General features: G+C 67.3%; 10 protein-coding genes and 1 pseudogene. 4 read left to right on the forward strand and 7 right to left on the reverse strand.

Annotated elements, in window-relative coordinates:
- The first annotated feature begins 13 nt into the window (after positions 1 to 13).
- From leuS to holA, 3 genes are read left to right on the forward strand one after another with little or no spacing between them, the layout of a single operon-like run.
- Entirely contained in the window at positions 14 to 2,515 is a 2,502-nt protein-coding gene (leuS, locus tag QE360_RS05880) for a leucine--tRNA ligase (protein ID WP_309700004.1), read from the forward strand.
- Complete coding sequence (gene lptE, locus QE360_RS05885; RefSeq protein WP_307101829.1) at positions 2,512 to 3,054, forward strand: LPS assembly lipoprotein LptE; 543 nt, start codon at positions 2,512 to 2,514, stop codon at positions 3,052 to 3,054. Before leuS ends, lptE begins: the two co-directional genes overlap by 4 nt.
- A gap of 30 nt (positions 3,055 to 3,084) precedes the next feature.
- Entirely contained in the window at positions 3,085 to 4,104 is a 1,020-nt protein-coding gene (gene holA / locus QE360_RS05890) for a DNA polymerase III subunit delta (RefSeq protein ID WP_309700007.1), read from the forward strand.
- A gap of 135 nt (positions 4,105 to 4,239) precedes the next feature.
- Here the strand turns inward: holA and QE360_RS05895 are convergent, their stop codons facing one another.
- The 6 genes and pseudogenes from QE360_RS05895 to QE360_RS05920 all read right to left on the reverse strand — a co-directional run bounded on the left by QE360_RS05895 (position 4,240) and on the right by QE360_RS05920 (position 9,976).
- Positions 4,240 to 5,160 carry a ParB/RepB/Spo0J family partition protein gene (locus QE360_RS05895; protein ID WP_309700009.1) on the reverse strand — a complete coding sequence of 307 codons (921 nt, stop codon included), beginning with the start codon at positions 5,158 to 5,160 and terminating at the stop codon, positions 4,240 to 4,242.
- On the reverse strand, positions 5,157 to 5,948 hold the full coding sequence (locus tag QE360_RS05900; protein ID WP_307101824.1) for a ParA family protein: 792 nt from the start codon (positions 5,946 to 5,948) through the stop codon (positions 5,157 to 5,159). The genes QE360_RS05895 and QE360_RS05900 overlap by 4 nt, the downstream gene beginning before the upstream one ends.
- A complete protein-coding gene (rsmG, locus tag QE360_RS05905) occupies positions 5,945 to 6,559 on the reverse strand; it encodes a 16S rRNA (guanine(527)-N(7))-methyltransferase RsmG (protein WP_309700011.1) in 615 nt (204 codons plus the stop codon). Before rsmG ends, QE360_RS05900 begins: the two co-directional genes overlap by 4 nt.
- On the reverse strand, positions 6,556 to 8,391 hold the full coding sequence (gene mnmG / locus QE360_RS05910) for a tRNA uridine-5-carboxymethylaminomethyl(34) synthesis enzyme MnmG (protein ID WP_309700014.1): 1,836 nt from the start codon (positions 8,389 to 8,391) through the stop codon (positions 6,556 to 6,558). Before mnmG ends, rsmG begins: the two co-directional genes overlap by 4 nt.
- 68 nt (positions 8,392 to 8,459) lie before the next feature.
- A pseudogene (mnmE, locus tag QE360_RS05915) lies at positions 8,460 to 9,747 on the reverse strand (tRNA uridine-5-carboxymethylaminomethyl(34) synthesis GTPase MnmE).
- 4 nt (positions 9,748 to 9,751) lie between these two features.
- Positions 9,752 to 9,976 (reverse strand): DUF6489 family protein, encoded by a 225-nt coding sequence (locus QE360_RS05920; RefSeq protein ID WP_306997208.1) that lies wholly within the window; start codon positions 9,974 to 9,976, stop codon positions 9,752 to 9,754.
- A gap of 72 nt (positions 9,977 to 10,048) precedes the next feature.
- Here QE360_RS05920 and QE360_RS05925 point away from each other — a divergent pair, with 72 nt between their 5' ends.
- A complete protein-coding gene (locus QE360_RS05925; RefSeq protein WP_309700016.1) occupies positions 10,049 to 10,750 on the forward strand; it encodes a dienelactone hydrolase family protein in 702 nt (233 codons plus the stop codon).
- Positions 10,751 to 10,790: 40 nt separating this feature from the next.
- Here the strand turns inward: QE360_RS05925 and QE360_RS05930 are convergent, their stop codons facing one another.
- Positions 10,791 to 12,365 (reverse strand): lysine--tRNA ligase, encoded by a 1,575-nt coding sequence (locus QE360_RS05930; protein ID WP_309700018.1) that lies wholly within the window; start codon positions 12,363 to 12,365, stop codon positions 10,791 to 10,793.
- Between the last annotated feature and the right edge of the window lie 29 nt (positions 12,366 to 12,394).

Raw genomic sequence — 12,394 nt, forward strand, 5'->3', positions numbered from 1 at the left:
AAAGACGAGAAGAATGGCCTCGCGTTTCAACGCCCTGAAATCGGATTCGACCTGGCAGCGGATCTGGGAGGAGCGGCGCACCTTCGCCGCCGACGATCACAGCCCCAAGCCGCGTAGCTATGTCCTTGAGATGTTCCCCTATCCTTCGGGGCGCATCCATATGGGGCATGTCCGCAACTATACGATGGGCGACGTGCTGGCGCGCTATCGGCGGATGATCGGGCATGAGGTGCTCCACCCGATGGGCTGGGATGCGTTCGGCATGCCCGCCGAGAATGCCGCGATGGAAAAGGGCGTCCATCCGGGCGGCTGGACCCGCGACAATATCGCGACGATGAAGGCACAGCTGAAGCGGCTGGGCTTTGCGCTCGACTGGACGCGCGAGATCGCGACCTGCGAGCCCGATTATTACGGGCATGAGCAGGCGCTGTTCCTCGACCTGTATGCGGGCGGCCTGGTCTATCGCAAGGAATCGGCGGTCAATTGGGACCCGGTCGACATGACCGTGCTCGCCAACGAACAGGTGATCGACGGACGCGGCTGGCGTTCAGGCGCGCTGGTCGAGAAGCGCAAGCTGAACCAGTGGTTCCTCAAGATCACCGACTTCGCCGACGAGCTGCTGGAGGGCCTCACCACCCTCGAGCATTGGCCCGACAAGGTGAAGCTGATGCAGGAGAACTGGATCGGCCGCAGCAAGGGCCTTCAGTTCCGCTTTGCGCCGCTCACGCCGTTGGCCGAAGCCATTGAGGTCTATTCGACCCGCCCCGACACCATCTTCGGGGCGAGCTTTGTCGCCATCGCGGCGGATCACCCGATCGCGCGCGAAGTAGCCCAATGGAATCCCGACGCCGCTGCATTCATCGAACGCTGCAAGGCTGGCGGCACGACGGCAGCGGAACTGGAAACCCAGGAAAAGCTCGGTTTCAACACGGGGTACGAGGTGCTGCACCCGTTCGACTCCGGCTGGACGCTGCCCGTCTATATCGCGAACTTTGTGTTGATGGACTATGGCACGGGCGCGGTCATGGGCGTGCCCGCGCATGACCAGCGCGACCTGGATTTCGCGCGCAAATACGGCCTGTCCGTCACCCGCGTCGTCGCCGATGGCGACACGACCGCCCCGGTGTTCGAGGGCGACACCGCCTATACCGGCACCGGCCAGTTGGTGAATTCCGGCCCGCTCGACGGGCTGGATGTCGAGGCCGCCAAGGCCGCCGTCATCGCCCGCGCCGAGAGCGAAGGCTGGGGCCAGGGCCAGACCGTGTACCGCCTGCGCGACTGGGGCGTCAGTCGCCAGCGTTACTGGGGCACGCCGATCCCGATCATCCATTGCGAGGATTGCGGCGCGGTGCCGGTCCCCAAGGACCAGTTGCCGGTGACGCTGCCCGAGGACGTCACCTTCGACGTCCCCGGCAACCCGCTCGACCGGCATCCGACGTGGAAGAATGTCGACTGTCCCAATTGCGGCAAGCCCGCCCGGCGCGAGACCGACACGCTCGACACCTTCGTCGATTCGTCCTGGTATTTCATCCGCTTCGCCAGCCAGCCCAAGGATCGCCCGTTCGATCCCGAGGTCGTCAAACAGTGGCTGCCGGTCGGGCAATATATCGGCGGCGTCGAGCATGCGATCCTGCATCTGCTCTATGCCCGCTTCTGGACGCGCGCGCTCAAGCATATCGGCCTGATCGACGTGGCGGAGCCCTTTGCGGGCCTGTTCACCCAGGGCATGGTCACGCACGAAAGCTACAAGTCGTCGGACGGCCGCTGGCTCGCGCCAGGCGAGATTCGCGACGGCATCGAGATCGCGACTGGACAGCCGATCACCGTCGGCCGCGTCGAGAAGATGTCCAAGTCCAAGAAGAACACCGTCGATCCCGAACCCATTGTGGATCAGTACGGCGCGGACGCGGTGCGCTGGTTCATGCTGTCCGACAGCCCGCCCGAGCGCGATCTGCCCTGGTCCGAATCAGGCATCGAGGGGTCGTGGCGCTTCGTCCAGCGGCTGTGGCGCCTGTTCGACGGCTCGGAAACCGCCGAGGGCGAGGACAAGGCGCTTTCCCGGAAATTGCACCAGACGATCGCGGGCGTCGCGGCGGATATCGAGGCGCTAGCCTTCAACAAGGCCGTCGCCAAGCTGTACGAGCTGGTCAACGCCATCGAAAAGGCCAAGCCGTCGGCCGCGCGCAACGAAGCGATCCGCACCACCATGCTGCTGGTCGCGCCGATGGTGCCGCATCTGGCAGAGGAAGCCTGGGCCGGGATGGGCCAGGACGGCCTGATCGCCGACGCCGCCTGGCCGGTGGTCGATGAGAGCTTGCTGGTCGAGGACGAGGTCACCGTCGCGGTACAGGTCAACGGCAAGCTGCGCGACACGCTGACCGTCGCCAAGGGGCTGCCCAAGGACGTATTGGAGGCGACCGCGCTGGCGTCGGACAAGATCGTCCGCGCGCTGGACGGCGCAACGCCCAGGAAGGTGATCGTGGTGCCCGACCGTCTGGTGAATATCGTCGCATGACCCGCCCCCTTCCCCTGCCCCTCTTCTGTCAAATCGCCGCCGGTCTGGCGCTGACGCTGGGCCTGTCGGGCTGCGGGCTGCATCCGCTTTATGCGGGGGGCGGCTCGGGCTCGGTCGCGACCGCCTTGTCGCAGATCGAGGTCGCACCGATTCAGGGGAAGGCGGGCTGGCTGATGGCCAATGCACTCAACGACCGGCTGGGCGGCAAGACCGGGAATGCGCGCTATCGGCTCGACGTGAAGCTGGACGACCAGATTCGCGGGCTTGGCGTGCGGCGCGACGACTCGGTGGTGCGCGAGCGGCGAATCCTGCGCGCGCGCTATCAACTGGTCGACCAGACGAGCAATGCGGTGCTGGTCGACGCCACCGCCGGTTCGGATGCCGGGATCGACGTGGTCCGGTCCGAATATGCCACCATCGCGGCGGAAAATACCGCGCTGGAGCGGCTGTCGGTGATCGTCGCGGACGAAATCGTCGCGCGGCTGGCCACCTATGCCCGGTCGCGCCCCGGCGAGGCGATGGCCCCCGCGCGGCCGTGACGGCGCGATCGCTGTGAAGGCCCCCCTCTCTTGAAAGCCAGCGCCAACCAGATTCGCCAGGCGCTGGGCCGCCCCTCGCCCGACATCCGCCTCTATCTGTTGCACGGGCCGGACGAGGCGGGGGCCGCCGAACTGGCCCGGTTGCTGGCCAATGCGATGGGGCGCGATGCCGAGCGGATCGATCTCGATTCGGCGACGCTCAAGAGCGATCCCGCCCGCCTGACCGACGAAGCCGCCGCGCTGTCGCTGTTCGGCGGGCCCCGGCATATCCGCATCGCCAGTGTCGGCGAGGAAGGGCTGGCGGCGTTCACCGCGCTGCTCGAAGCGGAATCGGCGGGCAATCCGGTCGTCGCCATCGCCCCATCGGTCAAGACGACCGCCAAGATCGTCAAGCTGGCGCTGGAATCGCCGCGCGCCATGGCCTTTGGCTGTTACGCCCCCACGGCGGCGGATGCCGAGCGGCTGGCGGCGACGATGGCGGGCGAAATGGGGCTGCGGCTGGCGGCGGGCGTGGCGGCGCGGCTTGTCGATGCCGCCGCGGCCGATCGCTCGGTCATGACCCGCGAGCTGGAGAAACTCGCCCTCTATGCCGACGCCGCCCCCGATCGCACGCGCGAGATCGACCATGGCGCGCTCGATGCCATCGGCGCCGATCTGGGCGAGGTCGAGATGGGCGATGCGGTTGAAGCGGTGGTCGAGGGCCGCGTCGCCGATCTGGGTGGCGAACTGGCCTTGCTGGACGAAGGTGGCGCCTCCCCCATCCCCTGGCTGCGCGCGCTGGCCCGCCGCTTGGTCGCGCTGGCCGAAATGCGCGCCGATATCGACAAGGGCGAGCCGGTCGACGCGGTGATGAAGCGACACCGTGTCTTCTTTCGCGACGAGGCCCGCACCGCCAAGGCGTTGCGCCGCTGGACCCCGGCGATGCTGGCGCGCGCACTGGCTCGGATTCGCGCGGCGGAGCGGGCGGTGATGGCGCCGGGCAATGCCGGTGCCGTGCTGGCGGAGGCCGAAGCGACGATCATCGCACAGGGCATTGCCCGGCGGGGGTGATTACTTCGCTCAGCCTGAACGGGGCTTGGGGATCTTTACCAACACCCGTTCAGGCTGAGCGAAGCGGGGCCCACACCCCACTCAGAAATCAAAAGCGAGTTGCGCCTGTCTGCGGAACAGACCAGCGTCCCCCTTTCAAATACCCTCACCGGTCAGGCGCTGGCATACCATGTCGAGCTGATCGAGCGTCGAATAGCTGAGGGTCAGCGTGCCGCCCTTCTCACCATGCGCGATCCGCACCGACAGGCCCAGCAGATCGGCGAGCTGGCCCTCCAGCGCCGCGATATCGGCATCCGCCGCGTCCATCCCGTTGCCGCGCGGACCCGATTTGTCCGACTCCGCCGCCGCCTTGCGCCCACCGCCCTTGGCCTCGCGGGTCAGCTTTTCGGTCTCGCGCACGCTCAGCGCGCGTCCGATCACCTGATCGGCCAGCGCCTCGACATCCTCCGCCCCCAGCAGCGCGCGGGCATGGCCCATCGACAGGGCGCCGGTGACGACCTGCTTCTGCACCGATTCGGGCAGTTCGAGCAGGCGCAGCAGGTTCGCGACATGGCTGCGCGACTTGTGGACGATCTTGGCCAGCGCCTCCTGGGTATGGCCGAACTCGCCTGCCAGCCGCTGATAGGCCTGCGCCTCTTCGATCGCATTGAGGTCCTGGCGCTGGATATTCTCGATCAGCGCGATCTCGAGCGTCTGGGCGTCGTCAAAGTCACGGACGACGACGGGCACCTCGTGCAGCCGGGCACGCTGCGCCGCGCGCCAGCGGCGCTCGCCCGCGACGATCTGATAATCCTTGCCATGCGGACGCACGACGATCGGCTGGATCAGCCCGCGCGCCGCGATCGAGGCGGCGAGTTCGTCGAGCGCGGCTTCCTCGAAATGGCGACGCGGCTGGTCGGGATGCGGCGACAAGGCCCCTACGGGCAGCATCCGCACGCCACCGGGTATTTGCTGATCGCCCGGCTGGATCGGCGTCTCGCGCGCAATGTCACCGAGCAACGCCCCCAGTCCACGCCCGAGGCCGGGACGCGGGCGCTTGGCCGTTTCCGTGCTCATGCCGCGGCCGCTCCCGGCTGGGTGGTCAGCGGCAGGCGCGCGATCAGTTCGCGGGCCAGCGCAATATAGGCCTGGCTGCCGACGCAGCGATGGTCATAGATCAACGCAGGAAGTCCATGGCTGGGCGCCTCCGACAGCCGGACGTTGCGCGGAATCACCGTATCGAACACCACACCTCCCAAAACCGCGCGCACATCCGCCGACACCTGATCGGTCAGCCGGTTGCGCCGGTCAAACATCGTCAAAGCCACGCCGAGAATCGCCAGCCCCGGATTGAACCGCGCGCGTATCCGCTCGACCGTGGTCAAAAGCTGCGACAGCCCCTCCAGCGCGAAGAACTCGCATTGCAGCGGCACGAACAGCGAATCGGACGCTACCATCGCATTGATCGTCAGCAGCCCCAGCGAGGGCGGGCAGTCGACCAGCACAATGTCCCAATTGCCCTGCGAGCGGCGCATCGCATGATCGAGCCGATGGGTACGATTCTCATAATCGACCAGCTCCAGCTCGGCCCCCGACAGGTCGACCGTCGCAGGCACGACGTCGAGGCGCGGCACCTGGGTATGGACGACCGCATCGTCGATCCGCGCTTCCCCCAGCAGGACGTGATAGCTGGAGAACATGCGCTGGCTGTTGGGAATGCCCAGCCCCGTCGAGGCATTGCCCTGCGGATCGAGGTCGATCAGCAGGACATGCAGCCCGGTGGCGGCCAGCGCGGTCGCTAAATTGATGGCGCTGGTGGTCTTGCCCACCCCACCCTTCTGGTTCGCGATGGCAACGCAGATCATCGGGCCCCTACTCGGTCGAGGATCACGATCGACGAGTCCGCCGAGGTGATGCTATGTTCCACGTGAAACACGAAGCGCCAGTGCCGCTTGAGGGTCTTGATTTCGCGCTCGTCCAGGCGGCCGCGCGGGAGCAGCCACCGCGTATCCTGTTTGCCGCAATGGGCGGCTGCGCGCAAAAGATTTTCGACTGTCGCCACGGCGCGAGCAGAAATAATATCCGCCTTGATCTCCACCGCCTCGATCTTGGAGGCATGGACACTGACCCGGTCGGCAATTCCCAACGTCTCGGCACAGTCGCGCAGGAAATCAGCGCGACGCTTGCGGGGCTCGACCAGTGCGACCTTGCCTGGCCAGGCCAGCGCCACGACCATGCCGGGAAAGCCACCCCCCGTGCCGATATCGACCCATTGGCCATCGGGCCGATCCGCCAGCGGGATGAGCTGTACCGAGTCGAGCGCGTGCCGCGACCAGATGGTGGAGATGGTCGAAGGCGCGATCAGATTCTGCTGATCGTTTTCCACGACCACCAGATTGAGGAAATGGTCGATCCGGTCGGCGGCTTCCGCCCCGAAACGCGCGACGACCCAGTCGCGGGCCTGGTCTTCGGTCATGCCGCCATCTTTCGTGCGTGGAGAAGAACCGCCGACAAGGCGGCAGGAGTGATGCCGCGAATGCGCGATGCGGCGGCCAGCGTCGTGGGACGCGCCAGACCCAGCCGGTCGATCATCTCCTGCGACAGACCGGGGATGGCGGCATAGTCGATCGTGGCGGGCAACAGGATCTGCTCGTCGGCGCGCAACCGCGCGACCTCCTCGGCCTGGCGCTCGACATAGGGCGCATAGCGCGCATCCTCCAGCGTCTCGGCCACGACCGCCGGGTCACACCCCTCGGCCGCCTCGGGCGCGACATGCGCCAGCGTGACGCCATCGAAGCGCAGCCATTCATAGGCGGACCGGCGGGCGCCGTCCTGCGCGATCGCCGCTCCGCTGCGCGCCAGATCGGAGGCGGTGCGGATGACCGCCAAACGGTCGCGCAGGGTCGCCTGCTGCGCCTGCCGCCGCCGCCGATGCGCCAGCCGCTCGGGCGACAGGCATCCCGCCGCCTCGGCCATGTCCCCCAACCGCGTCTCGGCATTGTCGGCCCGCAGCGATAGCCGATACTCGGCGCGCGCGGTCAGCATGCGATAGGGTTCGGTCACGCCCTGCAACACCAGATCATCGATCATCACGCCCAGATAGCTGGAGGCGCGGTCGAGGATGACGGGGTCCAGCCCACAGGCGAGTGCCGCCGCGTTGAGCCCGGCGATCAGCCCCTGCCCCGCCGCTTCCTCATACCCTGTCGTGCCGTTGATCTGGCCCGCACAGAACACGCCGGGAAGCGCGCCCAGCGCCAGCCGCGCGTCGAGCGCGCGCGGGTCGATATGGTCATATTCCACCGCATAGCCGGGCAGCGTGATGACCGCGCGCTCCAGCCCCGGCATGGAGGCGATCATCGCCGCCTGCACATCGGTCGGCAGCGAGGTCGACAGGCCGTTGGGATAGACGATCGGATCGTCCAGCCCCTCCGGCTCCAGGAAGATCTGATGGCTGTCGCGGTCGGCGAAGCGCTTGATCTTGTCCTCGATCGACGGGCAGTATCGCGGGCCGTTCGCCTCGATCGCCCCGGTGAACAACGGCGAGCGGTGAAAGGCCGCCGCGATGATCGCATGGGTCTCTTCGGTCGTCCGGGTGATCGCGCAGGCGATCTGCGGCAGCGGCCGTGCCGCCGTCATCGGCGACATGGTCCAGGGATCGGTGTCGGACGGCTGCTCGTCCAGCCTGGCCCAATCGATGGTGCGCCCATCCAGACGCGGCGGCGTGCCGGTCTTCATCCGCGCCATCGGCAGGCCCAGGCCACGCAACTGCTCGGCCATGCGGGTCGCCGCGCGCTCGCCGATACGGCCGCCCAGATGCCGCTCCTCGCCTCGGAACAACCGTCCGCCCAGGAAGGTCCCGGTCGCCAGCACCACCGCGCGACAGGCCAGCACCGAGCCGTCCGCCAGCTGCACGCCGGCCACCCTACCGCCCTCCAGCACCAGCGCCTCGGCCTCGCCCTCGACGATCGTCAGGCCGGGTTGCGCCGCGAGCATTGCCTGGATCGCCCCGGCATAGCGCCGCCGGTCGGCCTGGACGCGGGGGCCCTGTACCGCAGTCCCCTTGCTCCGGTTGAGCATCCGATAGTGGATCGCGCCCTGATCCGCCGCGCGACCGATCAGCCCGTCAAAGGCGTCGACCTCGCGAACGATATGGCCCTTCCCCAATCCGCCGATCGCCGGATTGCAGGACATGGCGCCCAGGCCATGACGATCGAAGGACAAAAGGGCCGTCTGCGCGCCCCGGCGCGCGGCCGCTGCGGCGGCCTCGGTTCCCGCGTGACCGCCACCGATCACTACGACATCAAACATGCCCCCGCCCTATCGCAAGCGGTGCGCAGCGTCAAAGCGATCCGTGGCATAACGTTCCACGTGGAACATCACTTGCCCAGGCAGAAGCGTCCAAACAGGGCGTCGAGCATCGTCTCGGTCGCGCTAAACCCCCAGCACCGCCGCCAGCGCCTGCCGCGCTACGCGCAGTTCCTCGGCGATCAGCAGCACGTCATCGCTCTGAGCAGTGAGCAGCGCCTGTGCCGCACGGCGGCATTGATCCTGCTGGTGCCGCTTGAAACCCAACGCATCCTCGCGCGGGAGCAGAGTCGCCGCATGCGCCGCAATCGCGTCCCAGACCATGGCCACCGTCGCCGCATCGTCCCGCCGCACCGCCAGCGCCCTCCCCTCGGGCAAAGCCTCGCGCCCCGGCAGATCGGCGCGCGCGTGCAGCCAGATCGCATCGTCGCGCGGCGGCGGAGCATCGGCCATCCATAGCAGGATGTCGGCCTGTTCGATCGCCTCCTGCGCACGCGTGACGCCGATCGCCTCGATCACATCGTCGGTATCCTCGGCCAGCCCCGCCGTGTCGGTCAGCACATAGGCGATGCCGCCGCGCAGCACGCTCGCCTCGATCCGGTCGCGCGTCGTCCCCGCAATCGGCGAGACGATCGCCGCCTCGCGCTCGACCAGCAGGTTGAGCAGGGTCGACTTGCCGCTATTGGGCGGCCCCGCCAGCACCACCCGAATACCGTCATGCAGCCGGTCGACCGGCGGCTGGTCGACCGCCGCCAGCATCGTGGCGGCCAGCGCCGTCATGTCGCTCCTGATCCGCGCCACCATGGCGGCGTCGAGCGGGACGTCATCCTCCTCGGCGAAATCGAGCATCGCCTCTATCCCGGCGGACAAAGCGGAGAGTTGGTCCATCCAGCCGCGCAGCGCCTGGCTCACCCGTCCCTCGACCGCGCCGATCGCGGCCCGCCGCTGTCGCTCGGTCTGGGCTTCGAGCAGATCGGCCAGCCCCTCCGCCTCGGCCAGATCGATCCGGCCGTTGAGCAACGCGCGGCGGGTAAATTCGCCCGGCTCGGCCCGGCGGACGCCGGGTGCCGTCGCCAGCGCCGCCTCGACCGCCGCCACCACCGCGCGGCCGCCATGGCAATGCAGCTCGACCAGATCCTCGCCGGTCGCCGTCGCGGGGCCGGGGAAACAAAGCATCAGCGCCGAGTCCAGCACCGCCCCTGCCCCGTCGCGCAGGGTCCGCAGCCCCGCCCGGCGCGGCGCGGGCAGACGCCCGCCCAGCCGCTCGGCCGTCGCGAACGCCGCCGGGCCGCTGACCCGGATCACCGCGATGGCGGCCGGGGGCTGCCCGCTCGATACGGCAAAGATCGTGTCACTCACCGGATCAGCCCTTCTGCCCCTCGAACATGCGCCGCCACATCGCCATGCCAGCCTCGCCCATCGGGGCCCAGCTGCGCATCATCGCCTCGACCATTTCGGGCTTCACCCCCGATTGCATCGTGTCGAGCATCATCTGGACATAGCGCTCGTGAATCGGCGTCAGGTCGGGCAGGCCCATCGCACGCCGCGCTTCTTCGGGCGTGCAGTCGATTTCCACATTCACTTTCATGCGCCATTCTCCATCGCGACCAAGCCGGGCATAAGGCGTTATGATCGCATGGACCACAGGAGACCAGTAGACATGACCGGGACCAAGACCATCGCCGCCGACCACGGCGACGGCCAGTTCAACGCCTATCACGCCGAGCCGCAGGGTCAGCCGGGCGCGGCGATCATCGTCATCCAGGAAATCTTCGGCATCAATGCGGGCATCCGCCGCAAATGCGATACGCTGGCCGAGGCGGGCTATCTGGCCGTCGCGCCCGATCTCTTCCACAAGATCGCGCCGGGCATCGAGCTCGATCCCGACGTCCCCGACGAGATGCAGCAGGCGCTCGACCTGATGGGCCAGTTCGACCAGGACGGCGGCATTCGCGATATCGAGGCGACGATCAAGGCGATCCGCGACGAACATGGCGCGGACTTCAAGGTCGGCGTGGTCGGCTATTGCCTGGGCGGACGGCTGGCCTTCATGACCGCGGCGCGGACCGATGTGGATGCCAGTGTCGGCTATTATGGCGTCGGCATCGACGGGCTGCTCGGCGAGAAGCATGCGATCGCCAAGCCGGTGCTGCTCCACATTCCGGAGGAGGATCATTTCGTCGACAAGGACGCGCAGAAGCGGATGCACGAGGGGCTGGACGATCACCCCAAGGTGACGCTGTACGACTATCCCAGCGAGGATCACGGCTTTGCCGCCGAATTCGGCCAGCGCCGCTCGGAGGAGTCGGCCAGGCTGGCGGACGAACGCACCATGGCGTTCTTTGCGGAGCATCTCCGCTGATACGAAAAAGGGGGGAGCCGGTTGGCACCCCCCTTCCCTTTTACGCCGCCTTGGCGAGGGCCTCGGCGATCAGTTTGCGGCTGTTGTCCACACCGTAGAGCGCGATGAAGCTGCCCATGCGCGGCCCCTGCGCCGATCCTAGCAGCGTCTCATACAGCGCCTTGAACCAGTCGCGCAGCGACGGGAAGGCGTCGGTCTTGCCGATCTCATAGACGATGTTCTGGATATCCTCGGCGCTCGCTCCCTCGGGAAGCGCGGCCAGCTGCGCGTCGAGCTGGCGCAGCGCCTCGGCCTCGTGCGGCTCGGGCGCGCGGCGCTGGAGCGTCGGGGCGACGAAGTCCCGCGCATAGGCCAGCGCATGGTCGATCAGCCGGTCCAGTTCGGGATATTTCGCGGCCGAGGCTTCCGGCACATAATTGGCGAGATAGCCCCAGACCTGCTCCTTGGTCGCCTCGCCCATCACCCCGACCAGGTTGAGCAGCAGGCCGAACGTCACCGGCAGCTCACCCTGCGGCAGCTTGCCGTCATGGATGTGATGCACCGGATTGCCCAGCTGCTCCTTGAGCGACTGGTTGGGATAGTTGACCCGGAACTGCCAATATTCGTCCACCGCGCGCGGGATGACGCCCATGTGCAGCTGCTTGGCCTTTTTGGGTTCGCGGTAAGCGAAGAAGGCCAGGCTCTCCTCCGGCCCATAGGTCAGCCACTGGTCGAGGCTCAGGCCGTTGCCCTTGGACTTGGAGATCTTCTCGCCATGCTCGTCGAGGAACATCTCATAGTTGAAGCCCTCGGGCGGGCGGCCGCCGAGCACGCGTGCGATCTTGGACGACTGGGTGACCGAGTCGATCAGGTCCTTGCCCGCCATCTCGTAATCCACGCCCAGCGCTACCCAGCGCATCGCCCAGTCGACCTTCCACTGCAGCTTGGACAGGCCGCCCAGCGCCGACTGGACGATCCGCTCGCCCTCATCCTCGAACGCGATCAGGCCCGCCTCGGCATCCACGACCTCGATCGGCACCTGAAGGACGATGCCCGACTTGGGACTGATCGGCAGGACCGGCGAATAGGTGGCGCGGCGCTCGGCGCGCAGGGTCGGGAGCATCACATCCTGGATGCCCTGGAAATGCCGGAGCACCAGCCGCAGCGCATCGTCGAACCGGCCCGAGGTGTAATAGTCGGTCGAGGAGGCGAACTCGTAATCGAAGCCATAGCGGTCGAGAAACTGGCGCAGCATCGCATTGTTGTGCGCAGCAAAGCTGTCGAACGTCTCGAACGGATCGGGCACCTGGGTCAGCGGCTTGCCGAGATGCTCGCGCAGCATCGCCTGGTTGGGGACATTGTCCGGCACCTTGCGCAACCCGTCCATATCGTCCGAAAAGGCGATCAGCCGGGTCTTCTGGTCCGACAGCGCATGGAAGGCATTGCGGACCATGGTGGTGCGCAACACTTCGTTGAACGTCCCGATATGCGGGAGCCCCGAAGGGCCATAGCCGGTTTCGAACAGGATCGGCTCGCCGCCCGGTTTGCCGTCGGGATAGCGTTTGAGGAGCTTGCGGGCCTCCTCATAGGGCCAGGCCTTGGACTCGAGAGCGGTGGAGCGAAGTTCGTCTGTCATGATTTTGCCTCTGGCAAGCCGGGGGGCAA

The sequence above is a fragment of the Sphingomonas sp. SORGH_AS_0789 genome (assembly GCF_031453055.1).
In the GTDB taxonomy this organism is placed as follows: Bacteria; Pseudomonadota; Alphaproteobacteria; order Sphingomonadales; family Sphingomonadaceae; genus Sphingomonas.